Below are 17,504 nucleotides of genomic sequence, written 5' to 3'. Positions count from 1 at the left end.
GGCCCTGACCCGGCAGGGCTACACCCCCGTCCTCGCGACCCCGACAGGCGTGGCCGCGGACCGCAGGGCCACGCCGATGGCCAGGGCGCACGCGTCGACGTCGTCGGGGTCGACCGGACCCATGTGGCCGATGCGCAGCACCTCGCTTTTCCACGGCCCACGTCCCGACGAGACCCACACGTCGTGCTCGGCCGCCAGTACCTCCCGCACGCGTTCCGCGTCCGCGGGCGCCGGAAGTCGGACGGCGGTCACCGTCGGGGAGCTGTTCGCCTCGTCGGGAACGACCGTCAGCCCCTGGGCGCGCAGGGCTTCCCGGCACCGCAGCGCCGTACGGTCGTGGCGCTCCCATACGGTCTCAACGCCTTCTTTCTCGATCTCGGCAAGAGCCGTGTCCAGGGCATAGAGCACCGAGAGAGCAGGCGTGTACGTGGTGGTGCCCTGCCGGGCGTGCTCGGCGGCGCGGGCGAGGTTCAGATAGTAGGAGCCCTCGCCGGGCTCGGCGGCCCGGGCCAGCGCACGCTCGGACACCGCGACCAGTGAGAGGCCGGGCGGGCAGGCCAGGGCTTTCTGCGTCACAGTGACGACGGCGTCGAGTCCGAGTGCGTCGAAGCCGATCTCGGTGGCGGCCACGCTACTGACGGCATCGACGAGGATCAGGCAGTCGCTCACAGCCCTGATGGCCCGCGCCCACTCACCCAGGGGCGCGATGACGCCGGTGGACGTCTCGTTGTGGGTGAGCAGGACGGCGTCGTACCCGAGGGCGAGGCGCTCGGTGATCCGCTCCGTGGGCACGATCTGGCCCCAGGGAGCGGCGAGCACGTCGATCTGCGCGCCGTGGTGTGTGGCGATGTCCGCGAAGCGCTCGCCGAAGTAGCCGAGTTGTACGGACAGCACGCGGTCCCCCGGCCGCAGCAGCGACGCGGCGACCGCCTCGATGCCGCCGGTTCCGGAGCAGGTCAGGGGCAGGACTGCGCCCTCCGTGCCGAAAAGCGTGCCGAGCCGGGGCGTGATGGCGCCGATGAGCTCGCGGAATCCCGCGGAACGGTGGCTGACCATCCGGGTGCTCATGGCCGCGAGTGTGTGTTGCGGTACCTCGACGGGGCCCGTCACCCTGTAGTTGCGCATGTGTGCCTCACTCCTTCCCTCGAATCGCCGCGAAGGACGGTTTCCAGCCCCGCACGCGCCTGGGACCGTTCGATACGCACCGGTGTCCCGCTCATCCGGTCCGACGACATGCCCTCCCGCACGAGCAGGTCGAGCGACGTGTCGTACCGGACTGAGGTGTAGGGGCGGGGAGCCCGCCGGTCGAGCACGGTCCGCAGCACTGTGGCCAGGTCCGTACCGTCGGCGGTTCTGAAGAGGTCGTGCAACGTTCCGACCGCATCTTGCACCGCCTCATGGCCGCGGGCGTCGATGACCTGCTCCGCCTTTGCCCCCTCCACCAGCGGGGCCAGCCACAGCAAGTTGAGTGCGCAGGCCAGGCCGTGCGGGATGCCCAAACGCGCGGTGAGCGGATAGGACATCGCGTGCGCCGCCGTCGTCCGGGTGATGTCGATGGCTCGTCCCGCCAAAGTGGCCGCCCGGCTGAGCTGATCGCGCTCGGCCGGGTCCGGCAGGTCGTCGGCGTGCAGGAGTACGGGCACGAGCAGTCGAAGAGCTGCGGTGGCCTGCTCCCGCGACTCCGCCGTGGAGCGGATCGACCATAGTGACTCAACGGCGTGGGCCAGCGTGTCGAGAGCACATGTCCAGGTCAGACCGGGTGGGCATGTCTCGGTCAGTGCCGGGTCCACGACGGCGAAGTCGGTACGCGCCACCGGGGTGTCGAGGGAGACCTTGCGGTGTCCCCGGTAGAGCGTCGCGAACTGCGTCACTTCGCTACCGGTGCCCGCCGTGGTGGGGACGAGCAGCAACTGCCGCCCGTCCGCCGTGGCCGGCCGACGCCCGGCGATGATCTCCTCGGCCGCAGCGACGTCGCCGGGCAGTACGCGCCCGGCCTTGGCGACATCGAGCGCGGAGCCTCCGCCGAGGCCCACCACCAGGTCGGCGCCGGACGCCTGACACAGCATGGCCGCTTCGACCGCCTGTGCGAGGGTGGGATTGGGCTGGAATGAGATGAAGGTGACGACGTCGGCTGCCGGCCACGCCGCGACCGGTACCCGGCGCAGCGCTCCTTCGCTCGCGACCACGAGCACACGGCGGCCCGCGCACAGGCGAGGGACCTCAGCGAAGCTCCCCCTGCCCTCCAGCAGTACGGTGATGTGCCCACTTCCGGTACCGAGCTCTGTCCTGCGGTTCACGGCGTGTCCTGGGTGGTCTTGGTGCCGACCGCGCCACCGGCTGCGGCAGCCACGCGGAAACGGTCAGCGATCTCCACCGGACCGGTCGACGCGGTTGCCCTGGGGTGAACTTCGTCCGGCGTGGGAACGACGGTGAGCACGAGGAGCACCGGGCCTTCTGCGGTCAGTGCCGTGTGCATGCTCCCGTCAAGCTCTCGGGGTGAGTCGCAGGTGAGTACGGTTCGGTAACCGAGCCCTGTGCCGAGGGCCGCCCAGTCGAGTCGGCGGGAGGTGGTGGGCTGGCAGCCGGTGGACTCGTAACAGCCGTTGTCGACGACGACATGGGTGAGGTTGCGGGCACCGGACGCGCCGAGGGTTGAGCCGGTTCCCAGGTGCATGAGGAAAGCGCCGTCGCCGTCCAGCATGACCGTACGCCGGTCCGGCCGGGCGGTGGCGAGGCCGACGCCGACGGCCGAGGCGTGCCCCATCGAGCCCTGCATGTAGAAGGTGTCCGGCCGGTCCCGTTCGTGGTGGGCCTGTCGGGACAGATAGCCGGTGGTGGTGACCAGCAGCTCGTCCGTCAGCTTCGCCATGAGGCAGGAGACGACGTCCGGGCGGGTGAGCCGGCCGTCGGTGGACTCAGCGACGGAGTAGGCGCCGGTGACCTTTCCGATTGCGCCCCGAGGAACCAGCAGGAAGAAGGGACGGCCCTGTGCCCGTGCCTCCGCGGCCTGGGCCAGTGCCTCCTCCAGCTTCCCCTCCCACAGCATTGTGTGGGGCACATCAAGGCTCTCCAGCATGCCGATGGTGGAGTTGCCCATCGTGGCGTGCTGCGGCTCGTCCTCACCCGGATCGGGCCACCCACGCATGGTCATGACGACGAGCAACGGCACACGGTACGGCAGCAGCAGGGACGCCAGCGGGTTGATGAGATTGCCGAATCCGGAGTTCTGGCAGAGCACGGCCGATGTCCGGCCCGCCAGTTCCCACCCTGCGGCGATGGCGAGAGCCGCGCCTTCCGACACAGCCGGCGTCAGATCCCCGGCGTCGTCGAACAGTGCCCAGGGGCCGGCGAGATGCCCGCACGGCACTCCCGCCACACTGCGCACCCCGTAGGCACGCAGGGCGGCGACGAACTCCTCTGCGGTGACCTGGGGGCTCATCGATCGGTTTCCAGCCACTGGTCCATGCCGGACAGCGCGAAGATGTCCTTGACGGTGGCGATACGCGGTTCCAAGTCCGCGGTGGAGCCCTTCGCGAGGACGTCGGCCCAGGTGTCGCGGATGGCCGTGATGGCGGCGCGCATTCCGTGGTTCGCGTAGATGACCATCGCGATCCCCGCCTCGCGCGCCTGCGTGGAGGAAAAGTCGGCGTAGGTGGTCGGAACGATCACGACCGGCGCCCGGTGGTCCCACTCCCGCATGAAAGAGACGATCTCCGTGGAGTCCACCGCCTTCGAGTGGACGAGTACGGCGTCCGCGCCGGCATCGACGTAGAGGTGGCAGCGGCTCAGCGCCTCCTCCAGCCCGAGGCCGCAGATGAACGCTTCGGTGCGGGCGATCAGTACGGTGTCCGCCGACAGCTGGGCCCTCTTGGCGGCTTGGAGCTTACGGCCGAACTCATCGGCCGCCAGGAGCTTCTGGCCGGCGTTCACAAAGCTGTTGCGCTTGGGGAAGATCTTGTCCTCGATGCAGATGCCGGCGATGCCCGCCTCTTCGTAACGCATCATCGTGTAAGCGGCGTTGAGGACACCGCCGAATCCGGTGTCGCAGTCGGCGATCACCGGGAGCGACACCGAACGCTGCATCGCCACGGCTCCGGCAAGGTATTCGGCCATGCCGAGCAGGCTGACGTCCGGCAGGCCGTTCGCCGCCGAGATCTCCAGCCCGGACGCCCAGACGGCGTCGAATCCGGCTTCCTCCGCGAGCCGGGCCGACAGGCCGTCGTGCGCGCCGGCCGTTCTGACCAGTCGGCCATCGGCGAACGCCTCCCGGAGCGCGGCGGCGCGCGGGGCGGACACAGTGGACTTCGTGTGGGTGGTCGACGATTCGGATGAGGTGATGGTCACGCTTCTCCTACGGTGGTGAGTGACAGCTCGGCCGCCGCGGTCAGACACGAGGTCAGGCGACGGGCGGCCGTGCGCAGGACGTCATGGGGTTCCGCGACACAGAGCCGCAGATGGCCGGGCATGCCGAACGTCGAGCCGGCGCGGAGTCCGACTCCGGCCTCGCGCCGCAGCGCGCGGCACAGTTGCTGGTCGTCGTCGGCTCCGAGCAGTCGGCGTGCCAGCGCTTGCGACGCGTCGAGGCAGAGGTAGATCCCACCGGCAGCCGGCAGTGGTTTCAGGTACGGGACCGCGGACATGGCCTCCAGCGCCACGGCCCGCTGAGTGGCCAGTTCCGCGGCACGCCGGGCGACGCCGTCTCCGGTGGCCGCGCTCGTGCCGACGGCGTCGTTCTCGTGCCGCAGCACCGCCGCGGCGGCGGCCTGGGCCGGTCCGGAGACGGGCCCGGTGGTGTGCTCGACGATCTCCCGTACCTCCGCCGTCAGCCGAGGGTCCGCCCATACCCAGCCGACACGTAGCCCGGCCAGGGCATACACCTTGGAAGCCCCGCCGATGACGACTTCGTGCGGCCCGGGCTGGACACGGTTGTCGACGTCCGGGCCGTAGGCCCAGTAGATGTCGTCGATGATCAGGCGTATGTCCCGGTCGGCCGCCCACCCGCGCAGCGAGCGCATGCGTTCTTCGTCGTAGCCGGCTCCCGATGGATTGACCGGGCTGTTGACGAGTACGGCCCGGGTACGGCGCGTACGGGCGGCGTCCAGGCGCTCCGGGTCGACGAGCAGCCCGTGTTCCGGGTCGCCCGGCACGGCGACCGCTGTGGCGCCGGCAAGCTGGACGACGGTCGGGTAGTGGCTCCAGTACGGGGCCGGAACGAGGATCTCGCCATCGCGTGCCACGGCGGCGATGGCCGCGAACAAGCCGTGCCGGCCGCCTGCGGTGATCGTGATGTGCTCGGCGTCGACGGCCGTGCCGGTGCGGAGCCTGTAGTGGTGCGCCACGGCCGAGCGCAGTTCCGTCGCACCGGTGCCGGGCGCGTACGCGGCGACGCGTGGGGAGTCCAGCATCCGGCGGACAGCGGCGCGTGCGATCTCGGGTAAGGGCTCCAGGATTTGTCCGGACGACAGGTCTATGGGATCGGCCGCCGGGGCTTTCTCGTGGAGGAATGGGGCGGAAGTCGCGCTGCCGGGATCGTCGTTCACAGCTGGCCCTCCCTGGCGGTGAGCGGCCTGATACCGGCGAGTTCCGCGATCTTGCCCAGATCCTCGACGACGGGCCGGAGCAGCGGTATGCCGTTGGCCGAGCGTTCCTCGGCGCAGCGATGGCGGCGATCGCCGGGAAGCCGGACAGGAGTCCGTTCGTCGATGGGGCTACCCGCGCGGATCTCATCCGCCATCGCCGTGATGTCGCGCGTGATGCGTCCGATGTCGCCCAACGCAGCGAGGTCCAGACACAGCACGAAGTGTCCGAGGTCCGCGCCCTGCGGTCCGTAGGTGTGACGGCTCCAGCTCGCGCCGGTGAGGGGTCCGCAGAGTAGTTCGGCCAGCAGGCCGATCCCGGAGCCCTTGTGGCCGCCGTGCTCCTCGCCGAGGCCGCCGACGGGCAGCAGCGCGTAGCCCTCTCTGGCTCGCAGTCCGGCGACGACCAGGGGAATGTCGGTGGAAGTGACACCGTCCGGTCCGACGGCCCAACCGGGGAGCATGGGCCTGCCCTCCCGGTGCAGCCGCTCCAGCTTGCCGCGCGGGACGATGCTGGTCGCCGCGTCGTAGCAGAGCGGCTCGCCGTCGGTGAGTACCGCGTAGCTGACGGGGTCCGTGCCGAACATGGGCTCGGCAGCGCCGGAGGGAGCGACTTGAGGGGTGGCGTTGGTGGTCACCAGGGCCAGCGTTCCGGCTCTGGCGGCACGTTCGGTGTACCAGCCTGCGATGCCGATGTGGTTCGACCGGCGTACTGCCACCGCCGCGATGCCGTGTTCCTTGGCGCGTTCGACGGCCAGGTCGACGGCGAGGCACAGGGCGGGCTGCCCCAACCCGTTCTCCGCGTCGACGACGCTGACGCCCCCGGCCTCACGGACCACGCGCGGACGCGCACCTTTGTTGATCGTGCCCGCGCGCAAGCCCTCGACGTACCGGCGGAGCCGGGCGACTCCGTGGCTGTCGACACCGGCGAGGTCCGCGGCCAGCAGGACCTCGGCCGTCACTTCCGCGTCGGCCTCGGCGGCGCCGACCGACACGAGCGCTTCGACGACGAATTCGGTCAGGGATTTACTGCCGACCACGAAAGCCCGGTCGGTGCGATCACTGTGGTACATGTCCCTCCAGCTCCATGCCTTCTTCGAGCCGGCCGTGTCATCGGCGGCTTGTCGCACTGTTTGTCGAGCTTTGGGCTTACGTCTCCGCGACCGCCCGGGCCGCGCATGCCTCCGCGGCGGCCCGCGCCAGGCCCCGCCGGAGTGCGGGTCCTGTCAGGGCGGCGCCGGGGCGCGGGTTGTCGATGAGGTGAGTGGTGACCAGCGGATGGTCGGCGGGCTCGTCGGCACGCATGGCGACCATGGCCGTGGGCAGTCCGCGTTCGCGGCGCAGCCGGGCGATACTGCCCGGCAGTTTGCCCTGCCAGGTTCCCTCGTCGATGGCCCCTTCTGCGGTCAGGACCAGGTCAGCTCGGCCGATGGTGTCGTCCGGGTCGGTGATGTCCAGCAGTGCTTCCGCACCGCTGCGGGCGGTGGTGTCCGTCACCGCGGAGAGCCCGAAGCCGATGCCGCCGCCGGCCCCGAACCAGGGGGTGTGGAATCGCTTTGTCGCTCCGCGGTCGCCAGCGTCCGTGAGCAGGCCGGTGAGGTGATGCAGGGCTCGGACGGCTGCCGGACGGTTCTGGGCGGTGATGCCTTTCTGGGCTCCAAACGTGTCCAGGTTGTCCGACAGGGGTGTGCGTACGTCCGCGAGCAGGCGCACGGTCACCCCGGACAGCAGCGAGCGGGCGGGGGTCAGGTCGACGCGCACCGCCCCGGTGACGCGCCCCGGGCTGGGATCCGTCTCGCGACCTCCGCGGTCCAGGAAGCGGGCTCCGAGCGCGGCCAGCGCGCCGGCGCCGCCATCCGTGACGGCTGTTCCGCCAAGAGCCACGAGGACCGTGGTGGCACCTGCTGCGACGGCCGCGGCGATGGCGTGGCCGACCGAGGCCGAACTAGCCTCCAGCACCCGTAGTTCGTGGGGGCGCAGTGCCCCCAGACCGCAGAGCCCGGCGCTCTCGACCACGGCGGTGTGCCGGTCGAGCGCGAGCCATCGGGCCTTCGCCGGCCGACCGAGAACGTCGATGACGTCCAGCGGGTGGAGGCGGCCGCCGCGGGTCGCGTGCAGGACGTCGAGCGTGCCGTCGCCGCCGTCCGAGAGCGGCCGGGCCAGCACGCTCGCGGCGGGCCGGGCCCGTCGGACGCCTGCGACGAGCGCGGCGGCCACTTCAGTGGCCGAGGCGTGTCCGCGCATGCAGTTGGGAGCCACCACGATGTCCGCGGCGGCCGCCTGGCCGGCGTTCACGACGCTTCGATGGTGCGACGTATCCATGTGCGCAGGAGCAACCGGGTGTGGTCGGGCTCGTCCCGGAACTCCGTGCGCCCATGCAGCAATGCCAGGTTGTCGAACAGGGCGAGTTCACCTTCGCGCAGTTTTCCGGTCAGCAATGCGCTGCTCGAACCGATCAACGCGTCGAGAGCGTCAAGGGCTGTCCGCTGCCGGACGGTGAGGGGAGGCACGTCCGGGCGATCGTGGCCCTGGTCGATATAGCTGCGCAGGTAGGTGATGGCGGGCCGTCCGCGCTGGGTGAACAGCACGGGTTTGGTTGTCGTGGGGGCCTCGCCCGGCTGTTGGTCGCCGCGCCGGTCAAAATGGAAGGGTTCCCGCAGGGTCCGCACAACGCCCGGCTCGAGTGCGCGTTCCACGTCCCGTACGTGCAAGCACTGGAGAGCCCCGCCCCACTCTGACTGGCGTACGCAGAAGAGCGTGAACACATCGGGCGCGGGCAGCGCCGCCTCGGCGCCATCGGTGTGCAGGTCACCACCGAGCCGGGAGTCGGAGTACCGGGTACGCCCCCGCTGGCTGATGCTCATGCCCCGGTCCTTCACCTCGCGGACGAGGGTGCCTTCCCGGTTCTGCGGCAGCGGCGCGCCGATCAGGCTGGTCGCGCGGGAGACGGCCCGCTCACCGCTGTCGCGATCGGCGGGGAGCCCGGCGAGGACCAGCACTCCGGCGCCGTCGTCCAGATATGTGCGTACGTACTTTCCCAACTCGGCCCGCGCCGCGGCTTCGTCGGCCATGCTTTCGTCCGCGTCGGTCAAGTAGTCCCGAAGGTTCCCCTCCACCGGCACACGCAGGGGATCGAACCCGTCCCCCTGTGCCCGCCCTTGACCGACCCGATCCCCGTTGTTCGTCACCGACGCCCCCTGCCTGCCACACAGCGTATTGCCGTGACCCGCTCGACCCGCGGGTTGTAGAGGAGTTGTCTGCGTCGACGATTCGGTTGACCTGAGTTTTCCTCAAATATCCGCCATGTTTGTGTCATCCGAATGTGCTGTTCGCGCATCGTCCACGTTGTACGACGCACGTGCGGGGGACTCCTGGGAGCCGACTCCTCGTCTCGTCACGGCCGGGTCATGTCTGCGCGGCAATCCGTTCGGCCAGCAGGGCGAGCGGCTTGTCGGGAGCTGTCATGAAGAAGAAGTGGCCGCCCTCGAATACCTCCAGGGAGAACTCTCCCGTGGTGTACTCCTCCCATCGCGCCGCCTCCGCCACGCTCACTTGAGGGTCGTTGTCCCCGGTGAGTGCGACGACAGGGCACGTGAGAGCCGGTCCCGGACGATAGCGGTAGGTCTCGGCCGCTTTGTAGTCACTGCGGATGGCGGGAAGCACCATGCTGCGGATGTCGGGGTCTGCCAGCACATCGGCGTCAGTGCCGTTCAACTTCCTGACGTGTGCGATCAGTTGGGCTTCCGTTGACGTGTGCACCGACTCAGGGACGAGTTGCCCGGGGGGACGCCGCCCGGAAACCATGAGTGCCGACGGCGCGGTGCCCGCGGCCTCCAGGCGGCGAGCGACCTCGAAGGCGAGGGCCGCCCCCATACTGTGACCGAGGAGTAGGGTCGGCACGTCGAGCCGACCACACAGTGCCGTCGTGATGGCGTCGGCCAGTTCGTCGAGGTCCTCGATGCAGGGCTCAGTCCTGCGATCCTGACGGCCCGGGTACTGGAGCACCAACACCTCGGCGGGGTCGGAGAGCGCTCTCGACACCGGGTGGTAGTACGACGCCGAGCCACCGGCATGCGGGAAGCACACCACGCGGATGCGGGCCCCCGGCAGCGGGTGGAAGCACCTGATCCACGTGTCCGTCGGTCCGTGGTTTCCTGCCATGACGTTGCCATGTCCTTTCGGGCATCAAACCGGACCGGACGGTTCGGCGAGGGGCCAGTGTTGTCCCCCAACGGGGGTTGGCGATAAAGCACGCACGCTGCCGAGCAGGGACTGTAGATTCCTCCCTTGGGTTGCTCATTGAGGGAGCGACTCCTCATGTTGCGGTGTGTGTTGGGGGTATGGCTGTGTTGACGTTGGGTAAGGTCCTGCGCTTCGACGAGGTCAAGGGGTATGGGTTCATCGCGCCCAAGGAGGGTGGCGACGACGTGTTCATGCACGCGAATGACCTCCTTGACGAGAAGTTCCTGTATCAGGAGGGCAGCGAAGTAGAGTTCTTCTTGCAAATGGGAGAAAAAGGACCCAAAGCATCGGAGATCCGTCTCGTCTACCAACCCTCTTCCCATCGGGTCACTCGGGGTGCGGAGGTCGACAGCGCGCCAACGGAGCGGCAGCCGGTGTTCTTGAGCGACACGGACGACGACGCCTTTGAAGCGGGTCCGCAGGACGCCGCTCGCTTCCGTGCCGACCTCACAGAAGCCCTGCTCGAACGAGCCGATACTCTCACTGCGGCACAGGTCAGAGAGGTCCGCGGCATTGTCGTCGAGCTGGCGAAATCACGACGGTGGATCGCCTCGTGACTGGGTGATGTCATCCTTTGACGCCGCCGACCATGTCAGGGTGATGCCCGATCTCCCAAGGGCATTGCGTGATCTGGTTCATGCCACCTGAAGTGCTTCGTCCTGGTGGGCCAGGCGTGGATGGACAGCCGGCTCGCCGTACTTGCCGCATCCTTCCTGCCTGGCCCGTTTCTTGGCTGGGCGGCGCAGGTCAAATACCTGGCTCACGAAAGCGGTTGATGGCGTCGACGTGCTGGGCGCGCTTCTCGTGGTCCCGCACACCCAGGCCCTCCTTGGGCGCCAGGCACAGCACGCCGACCTTGCCCTGGTGGAGGTTGCGATGCACGTCGTAGGCGGCCTGCCCGGTCTCCTCCAGGGAGTAGACCTTCGACAGCGTCGGGTGGATCTTGCCCTTCACGATGAGCCGGTTGGCCTCCCAGGCCTCGCGGTAGTTGGCGAAGTGCGAGCCGATGATCCGCTTCAGCGACATCCACAGGTAGCGGTTGTCGTACTCGTGGTTGTAGCCCGAGGTCGAGGCGCAGGTGACGATCGTGCCGCCCTTGCGGGTGACGTACACGGAGGCGCCGAAGGTCTCGCGGCCCGGGTGCTCGAAGGCGATGTCGACGTCCTCGCCGCCGGTGAGTTCGCGGATGCGCTTGCCGAAGCGCTTCCACTCTCGCGGGTCCTGGTGGTGCTCGTCCTTCCAGAACTTGTAGTGCTCCGCGGTGCGGTCGATGATCGCCTCGGCGCCCATGGCCCGGCAGATGTCGGCCTTCTGCTCGCTGGAGACGACACAGATCGGGTTGGCGCCGCCCGCGAGCGCGAACTGCGTGGCGTACGAGCCGAGTCCACCGCTCGCGCCCCAGATCAGGACGTTGTCGCCCTGCTTCATGCCGGCGCCGTTGCGGGAGACCAACTGCCGGTAGGCGGTGGAGTTGACGAGGCCGGGGGCCGCCGCTTCCTCCCAGCTCAGGTGGTCCGGCTTGGGCATCAGCTGGTTGGACTTGACCAGCGCGATCTCGGCGAGGCCGCCGAAGTTGGTCTCGAAGCCCCAGATGCGCTGCTCGGGGTCGAGCATCGTGTCGTTGTGGCCGTCGGAGGACTCCAGCTCGACCGACAGACAGTGCGCGACGACCTCGTCACCGGGCTGCCAGGCGTTGACGCCCGGGCCGGTGCGCAGGACGACGCCCGTGAGGTCGGAGCCGATGATGTGGTACGGCAGGTCGTGACGCTTGGCCTGCGGCGACAGCTTTCCGTACCGTTCCAGGAAGCGGAAGGTCGGCAGCGGTTCGAAGATCGCGGACCAGACGGTGTTGTAGTTGACCGAGGAGGCCATCACGGCCACCAGGGCCTCACCCGGCCCCACCTCCGGCACCGGAACGTCGTCGAGATGCAACGACTTGCGCGGATCCTTGTCCGCGGAAGGCGATCCCTCGAAGAGGTCGGCCTCTTCCTTTCGGACAACCATGCCCCGGTAGCTCTCGGGGATGCGCAGACCGGCGAAGTCTTCGGAGGTCGCTTCGCCGGACAGTACGGCGCTCACTATGGCTTCCATGTCACTACCTCGATATGCGGGGCGTCACTGGACGGTGCGGCGTTGTCGATCGAGGCAGGAGACGAATCCCGACTCGGGTCCTTGAGGACCGTAAAGGGCCGACCTGCCCGCCGAAACCCCTACATCGCGGCCTCGTGCCCCTAGTACTCCAGTTGCGGTTCTCCATTTCCGCTGGTCACGGTGCCTGTTTCGAGCGTAGTGGCCTGATGCGGTACGCGAAGGGGTGTCCGGCCGGGACTTGCTGAAGAAGCCGCCGCTGGGCTGCGGGGCGGGCGGGGCGGTGGCAAGCCGGACGGGGTCTGCACACCTTCGTCCGCGGTGATCGCGAACGGCCTGAACAGCGGGGCGGTCAACCGCATCAGGCCGCCCGCGTTGCTGTTGATGGCGGTGCCCTTCACCATGCCGGGGTTGGCGTTGTAGATGCTCATGCCGTCAGGCAGGCGACGGGCGAGCTCCCGGGCGGCGAGCAGGCTGACGAGCTTACTGGTCGCGTAGACGTTGACCTGGTTGTAGAAGCGGTTGTCCCACGACGTACCCGCAACATCCGGATCCTGGGCGTCGAGCTTGCCGCGCTTTTCCACGAATGTGGACAGGTTGATGATCCGCACCTCGGGGGTGAGCACCCCCGCCGCCAGGAGTTCATGGGTGAGCAGGAACGGCGCGTCGTGGTTGATCGCGTAGGTGCGCTCCGCCCCGTCCGCGGTCTGCTCGTACCGGGGGAATGCCGCCCCGGCATTGTTGATGAGGACGCCCACTGGGACGGCGTCGGACGCGAGCTTCGACGCGAGGTCGCGCACCTGCGACCACTGTTCCAGATCGGCTGCGTACGTCCCTCGGCGGGGCGGAGTCAACGCCTGCAAGGGCCAGGCCGCGCAAGCTGTGCGCAGCGGCCCGGGTGCGCGCCGCATCCCGGCCGACGAGAATGACGCTCTGCCCGGCCTTGATCAGGTGACGCGCGGTCACCAGGCCCAGGCCGGAGCCGCCGCCGGTGATGACCGTGGTCTTGGTACTCATCGCTGTTCCTTGTCGGTGTTGTCCTTGACGGCTGTCGGCTCGCCTGCCGGATGAGCACTGTCGATCACTTCGCGGAGCAACGCGTGCAGGCGCACTCTGCTTTCGCGGTCGAGGCGGGCGAACGGTGAGTGCTCGGTGGTGTGCCGGATGACGCGGTCACGCAGAGCGCACCCCTCGGGGATGAGCTCGATGACCTTCACCCGGCGGTCGGTGGAGTGGGGCACGCGGCGGACCAGGCCACGCTTCTCGAGCCGGTCGATCACCGACGTGGCGGTCGAGGCGTCGCACTGCAGGCGGTCGGCCAGGCGGCGCGCGGTCACGGCTCAGCCTCCACAGGACATCGGCCTGGGTGTCAGTCAGCCCTGCTTCGCGGCCCAGTCCCTTCAGGTCGGCGTGCACCCTGGGTGCGGATCGCAAACAGGCAGTCGATCAGCTCTTCGTTCAGCCGTGTGTCGTCCATGCCCTCCATAACACTTGGAAATTCCAGTTAGCAGTCGCAGTCCCGACCACATGCGATCGATGAGTGGGCCGTTCGGCCGAAGCCTGTGCGGCTCAGAGTTCGCAACGGGCCCCGTCATCGGGTGTTTTCAGGCGGATGAGGTAGTTGGCACGGCGTTGTCGACGCAGGGGTTACGGGGGAGGGCCGCGCCGTGCTGGCTTCCCTCGACGGTCAGCAAGCTGCCGCCGAGAGTCCTGGCGAGACTGATGCCACCCTCGTACGGCGTGATCGCGTCGCCGGTGGTGGAGATCGTCAGTGTGTCCGGCAGGCCCTCGATGTCGGTCGCGTACGGATAGCCGAGCGTGGGCTGTACGGGCCACTGCTCGCAGCCGTCGCGCGTCTCAGTGACCGGCCGCCCTGGGTCGGCGAACGGTGCGGCCTCCAAGAAGGCGCGTCCGAGCAGAAGGCCGCCATCTGTTCGAACGACCGCTGCATGCCCTGGGCCTGCTGTACGCGTCGTTCATGGCTGCCTTCAAGGGGTCGAACCCGCCGTCGAGCATGAGCGCCCGCAGCTTCGCCGGGAACATCTCGGCATAGACCGCACCCAGCCGGGTGCCGTAGCTCGTACCGGCGAACGTGAGCTTGTCGTCTGCCCGCCGCGGGACTCGGCCTCCGGGCATCCACAGCAATGCGGTACGGGGCGGTGGCCGGCGTGCTGCCGGCCACCGCGCCGTGTGCAGCCGCCGGCTACGACCGCCGCCGCAGCACGACTCGCGCCGGCAGGGTGACCGCGAGCAGTGCCAGCCCGCCCGCGGCAGCGGCGAAGGATCCGTACAACACCGGGGGCACATACGGCGCTTCGCCGGTCATGCCGCTCATCATCGGGATCAGCGTGGCGGCGGCGATCGCCGAGCCGAGGACCACGCCGACCGCGGACACCAGCAGCCCCTCCCAGCTGAGCATCTGCAGCACCTGGCGCCGGGTGGAGCCGACGAGGCGCAACGTGCCCAGCTCGCCGCGGCGGTCGAGGACCGTCATGACGAGGGTGTTGATGGCGGCGATGGCGGCGAAGCCGCCGAGGACCGCGGCCATGGTGTTGTTGGACCAGGCGCCCAGCTTCGCGTCGAGGTTCTGCTCGGTGGCGTAGCCGGAGGCGTCGGTGACCTTGCCCAGGCCGGTCAGGGCAGCGGACTCCCCGCCCCGTACGAGCAGCTTGCTGTCGAAGCCCGACGTGACGTGCCCGGCCAGCGACGCCCGGTCCATGGTCACCATGGCCAGGCCGAGGCCGCGGCCGTAGACCGCGACGACCTCGGGGTGGGCCTTGGTGCCGTCCGGGAGGTAGAGGGGCAGCCGGTCGCCGACGCCGACGTCCGCAGAGGTCGCCAGGGTCTTGTCGATGGCGATACGGCCCGTGCCGATCCGCTCCAGGCTGCCTTCGCGTACGTCCAGGTCCTGCACCTTCGCGAGCTCGACGCCGGAGCCGGTGACACCCTGGGTCGCCGCGCCCTGCAGCGCCTTGAACTCGCCGGAGCCGGTCGGCACCAGCACCTGCGTGTCCAGCACGCCGACGGCCGCGTCCACGCCTGGCGCCTGCCCTGCCTGCTCGGCCGCGCCGACCGGCAGCCCGGCCGGGTCCGTGACCACGTGGTCCGCGGTGATGCCCGCGCGCAGCTGCTTGTCCGCGGCGTGGTTCTCGCTCGTATGCATGAAGACGAGCGTCGAGGCGAAGGCCATGGCGAGCACGATCGGCGTGATCGCGGAGGCGAGACGGCGGGCGTTCGTACGGGAGTTGGCGGCCGCGAGCTCGCCCGCCGGGCCCGCACCGCGCAGCGGGAATCCGAGCAGGCGCGCGCACAGCCGCGCCAGCAGCGGGCCGAGCAGCGCTACGGCGAGCATGAAGCTCATGACGACGCCGAGGGCGGCGCCGGCCGCGTCATCTCCCGCGGAACTGGCCGAGAGCCCGGTGAGGAACCCGCCGCCGACGAGAGCGGCGATGCCCAGCACGGTACGGATCACGCCCGGCCGCAGCCGCTCCACGGACGCCTCGGTGAGCGCCTGTCCCGGCTTGGTCTTCGCGGGCCTGCGCCCGGCCGTCCACCCGGCGCCGAGCGCCGTGAGCAGCCCGATCACGACGGCGGCCAGCAACGGCAGGGCCGACACGTGCAGTTCGACTGCCTCCGGGATCGCCCCGCGGTCCTGCAGCTGCCCGAACCACCAGTGCGCGAGCCCGATGCCGGGCAGGCAGCCGAGGATCCCGGCGAGCGGCGCGACGAGCAGCGCCTCGGAGGCGACCGCGCGGCGGATCTGCCGCGGGGTGGCCCCGACGGCGCGCAGCAGCGCGAACTCGCGGGCCCGCTGGCCGACGGACAGGGCCACGGTGCCGGCCGCGGTGAAGACCGCGACGATGGCGGCGATGCCGCCGAAGGAGCCACCGATTCCGAAGAGCGTGTCCTTGGCGTAGCCGAGGCCCGGGTCCTCGATGGCACCGCGGTCGTCGCCGGTGTGTACGCCGGCGCCAGATCCGGTCAGGGCCTTCTTCACGGACCCGGCGAGCGCGTCGGCGTCGGTGCCGGGCTTCGCCAGAACCGCGATGGCGTCCGCCTTGCCGGGGTGACCGGCGAGCACGGGGGCCTGGCTGTCGGCGAACCAGGCGAGGGAGCCGGGGTTCCGGGCGCTGTCCGCGGCTCCGACCTTGGCGATGCCCGCGACGCGGAAGTCCTGCTGCCGGGCAGCGGTCTGGACCGCGACGGTGTCGCCGACGGCGGCCTTCGCGGCGCGGGCCGCACCGGCGTCGAGCACGACTTCACCCGCGCCGGGCGCGCTCCCGGAGGTGAGCTCGGTGCCGGTGAAGGCGTGCGAGCCCCAGCCGTGCGCGGTGAGCGAGCCGTCCCCGGTCCGTACCGGGAAGGTGAAGTCCGGGACGGCGGCGGCCGCGCCCGGCGCCTGGGCGGCCTTCGCCGCAAGACCGGCGTCCACCCGCGCCATGTCCGGCAGCGGGACCGCCTCCTTCTCACGGTCCTCGCCGCTGCCCGTGACGACGTACTCGTACTGGTCCGCCGCCGCGACGACCGGCGCCTTCGCATACCGCTCCGGCGGCACCGACGCGCGCAGGCTGGTCTCGAGCAGGATGCCGCAGGCCGCGACGATCAGCGCCGACATCATCAGCGCGACGAACGTGCCCGCGAAGGACGCGGGCTTGAAGCGGACGGCCGCGCGGGCGAGGCCGTTCGGGGCGAGCTTCCTCATGCTGCGGCCCCCGCCATCACACCCGCGGTACGGGACGTGAGCGCCGTCATCCGCGCCGCGATCTGCTCCGCCGAACCGCGCTCGACGTGATCGGCGAAGGCGCCGTCCGCGAGGAACAGCACGCGGTCCGCCCAGGCGGCCGCGGTTGGGTCGTGGGTCACCATGACGACGGTGGCGCCGAGGGCGTCCACCCCGTGCCGGAGCAGACCGAGGACCTCGGCGGCGGTGCCGGTGTCGAGGGCCCCGGTGGGCTCATCGGCGAAGATCACGTCGGGGGTGGTGACCAGGGCGCGGGCGACGGCGACGCGCTGCTGCTGGCCGCCGGAGAGCTCGCCGGGACGGCGCCGCGCCTTGTCGGCGAGGCCGACCTGGGCGAGCACCGCGGCCGCCCGGCGGCGGTCCTGGCGCTGCCCGGCCAGGCGCACGGGCAGCAGGACGTTCTGCTCGACGGTCAGAGACGGCAGCAGGTTGAAGGCCTGGAAGACGAAGCCGAGGCGGCTGCGGCGGAGCTCGGTGAGCTCGTTCTCGTTCATGCCGGTGATCTCGGTGCCGCCGAGACGCACGGACCCGGAGGTGGGCCGGTCGAGGCCTGCCGCGCACTGCAGGAAGGTTGACTTGCCGGAGCCCGACGGGCCCATGATCGCGGTGAAGGTGCCGCGGGGGAGGGCGAGGTCGACGCCCGCGAGGGCGTGCACCGAGCCCGCGCCGCGACCGTACTGTCGCCGGATCCCGCGCAGCTCGACGGCGAGTCCGGGGGTGGCGGCCGGGGCCGCCGGTCCGCCGCCGGCCGCCCGCCGGTGGTCAGCCTGGTGCCGCTTGGCCTTGCGTAGCCTCATGTCTCGCCCTCTCGCGATGTTCTCGTGTTGACGAGTGAAGAGTGCGGTGACGGCTGCGCG

Annotated in this window: 16 protein-coding genes and 1 pseudogene; 1 reads left to right on the top strand and 16 read right to left on the bottom strand. The window is 70.1% G+C overall.

All coding sequences use genetic code 11. From position 1 onward, the window contains the following. Nucleotides 1-18 precede the first annotated feature (18 nt). The 9 genes from G6048_RS26935 to G6048_RS26895 all read right to left on the bottom strand — a co-directional run bounded on the left by G6048_RS26935 (nucleotide 19) and on the right by G6048_RS26895 (nucleotide 9,737). Nucleotides 19-1,125: a pyridoxal-phosphate-dependent aminotransferase family protein gene (locus G6048_RS26935; protein ID WP_165342177.1), complete on the bottom strand. Its 1,107-nt coding sequence runs from the start codon at nucleotides 1,123-1,125 to the stop codon at nucleotides 19-21. Next, nucleotides 1,107-2,297 (bottom strand): phosphonoacetaldehyde reductase, encoded by a 1,191-nt coding sequence (locus G6048_RS26930; RefSeq protein ID WP_165342176.1) that lies wholly within the window; start codon nucleotides 2,295-2,297, stop codon nucleotides 1,107-1,109. Before G6048_RS26930 ends, G6048_RS26935 begins: the two co-directional genes overlap by 19 nt. Next, nucleotides 2,294-3,439, bottom strand: a complete 1,146-nt coding sequence (aepY, locus tag G6048_RS26925) for a phosphonopyruvate decarboxylase (RefSeq protein ID WP_165342175.1) — start codon at nucleotides 3,437-3,439, stop codon at nucleotides 2,294-2,296. Before aepY ends, G6048_RS26930 begins: the two co-directional genes overlap by 4 nt. Beyond that, entirely contained in the window at nucleotides 3,436-4,344 is a 909-nt protein-coding gene (locus G6048_RS26920) for an isocitrate lyase/phosphoenolpyruvate mutase family protein (RefSeq protein ID WP_328827058.1), read from the bottom strand. Before G6048_RS26920 ends, aepY begins: the two co-directional genes overlap by 4 nt. Continuing rightward, complete coding sequence (locus tag G6048_RS26915) at nucleotides 4,341-5,540, bottom strand: pyridoxal phosphate-dependent aminotransferase (RefSeq protein ID WP_165342174.1); 1,200 nt, start codon at nucleotides 5,538-5,540, stop codon at nucleotides 4,341-4,343. The genes G6048_RS26920 and G6048_RS26915 overlap by 4 nt, the downstream gene beginning before the upstream one ends. Continuing rightward, the gene (locus G6048_RS26910) at nucleotides 5,537-6,649 is read right to left on the bottom strand and encodes an Ldh family oxidoreductase (protein ID WP_165342173.1); all 1,113 of its coding nucleotides are present in this window, start codon (nucleotides 6,647-6,649) and stop codon (nucleotides 5,537-5,539) included. The genes G6048_RS26915 and G6048_RS26910 overlap by 4 nt, the downstream gene beginning before the upstream one ends. A gap of 76 nt (nucleotides 6,650-6,725) precedes the next feature. Continuing rightward, nucleotides 6,726-7,871 carry a glycerate kinase gene (locus G6048_RS26905; RefSeq protein WP_165342172.1) on the bottom strand — a complete coding sequence of 382 codons (1,146 nt, stop codon included), beginning with the start codon at nucleotides 7,869-7,871 and terminating at the stop codon, nucleotides 6,726-6,728. Beyond that, nucleotides 7,868-8,647, bottom strand: a complete 780-nt coding sequence (locus tag G6048_RS26900) for a TauD/TfdA family dioxygenase (RefSeq protein WP_165342171.1) — start codon at nucleotides 8,645-8,647, stop codon at nucleotides 7,868-7,870. The genes G6048_RS26905 and G6048_RS26900 overlap by 4 nt, the downstream gene beginning before the upstream one ends. Nucleotides 8,648-8,981: 334 nt before the next feature. Further along, nucleotides 8,982-9,737: a thioesterase II family protein gene (locus G6048_RS26895; protein WP_165342170.1), complete on the bottom strand. Its 756-nt coding sequence runs from the start codon at nucleotides 9,735-9,737 to the stop codon at nucleotides 8,982-8,984. A gap of 179 nt (nucleotides 9,738-9,916) precedes the next feature. Here G6048_RS26895 and G6048_RS26890 point away from each other — a divergent pair, with 179 nt between their 5' ends. Then, the gene (locus tag G6048_RS26890; protein WP_206342172.1) at nucleotides 9,917-10,375 is read left to right on the top strand and encodes a cold-shock protein; all 459 of its coding nucleotides are present in this window, start codon (nucleotides 9,917-9,919) and stop codon (nucleotides 10,373-10,375) included. A 190-nt stretch (nucleotides 10,376-10,565) separates the two neighbouring features. Here the strand turns inward: G6048_RS26890 and ccrA are convergent, their stop codons facing one another. The 7 genes and pseudogenes from ccrA to G6048_RS26860 all read right to left on the bottom strand — a co-directional run bounded on the left by ccrA (nucleotide 10,566) and on the right by G6048_RS26860 (nucleotide 17,444). Then, nucleotides 10,566-11,909, bottom strand: a complete 1,344-nt coding sequence (gene ccrA, locus G6048_RS26885; RefSeq protein ID WP_165342169.1) for a crotonyl-CoA carboxylase/reductase — start codon at nucleotides 11,907-11,909, stop codon at nucleotides 10,566-10,568. Nucleotides 11,910-12,049: 140 nt separating this feature from the next. Continuing rightward, nucleotides 12,050-12,706, bottom strand: coding sequence for a Rossmann-fold NAD(P)-binding domain-containing protein (locus tag G6048_RS26880; protein WP_328827052.1), 657 nt, complete (start codon nucleotides 12,704-12,706; stop codon nucleotides 12,050-12,052). A gap of 61 nt (nucleotides 12,707-12,767) precedes the next feature. After that, nucleotides 12,768-12,923: pseudogene (locus G6048_RS51060) on the bottom strand (SDR family NAD(P)-dependent oxidoreductase); the annotation flags it as partial. Then, nucleotides 12,920-13,243: a MarR family winged helix-turn-helix transcriptional regulator gene (locus tag G6048_RS49940; RefSeq protein WP_328827049.1), complete on the bottom strand. Its 324-nt coding sequence runs from the start codon at nucleotides 13,241-13,243 to the stop codon at nucleotides 12,920-12,922. The gene G6048_RS49940 and the pseudogene G6048_RS51060, both read right to left, overlap by 4 nt. Before the next feature lie 267 nt (nucleotides 13,244-13,510). Further along, the gene (locus G6048_RS48780; RefSeq protein ID WP_206342171.1) at nucleotides 13,511-13,807 is read right to left on the bottom strand and encodes an alpha/beta hydrolase; all 297 of its coding nucleotides are present in this window, start codon (nucleotides 13,805-13,807) and stop codon (nucleotides 13,511-13,513) included. 302 nt (nucleotides 13,808-14,109) lie between these two features. Next, nucleotides 14,110-16,608, bottom strand: a complete 2,499-nt coding sequence (locus G6048_RS26865) for an ABC transporter permease (RefSeq protein ID WP_165342168.1) — start codon at nucleotides 16,606-16,608, stop codon at nucleotides 14,110-14,112. Continuing rightward, nucleotides 16,605-17,444 carry an ABC transporter ATP-binding protein gene (locus G6048_RS26860; protein ID WP_165342167.1) on the bottom strand — a complete coding sequence of 280 codons (840 nt, stop codon included), beginning with the start codon at nucleotides 17,442-17,444 and terminating at the stop codon, nucleotides 16,605-16,607. The genes G6048_RS26865 and G6048_RS26860 overlap by 4 nt, the downstream gene beginning before the upstream one ends. Nucleotides 17,445-17,504 lie beyond the last annotated feature (60 nt).

Source organism: Streptomyces ureilyticus (assembly GCF_011045025.1).
Taxonomy (GTDB): Bacteria; Actinomycetota; Actinomycetes; order Streptomycetales; family Streptomycetaceae; genus Streptomyces; species Streptomyces ureilyticus.
The sequence above is the reverse complement of the archived record's forward strand: the minus strand, read 5'-3'. Positions and strand labels throughout refer to the sequence as shown.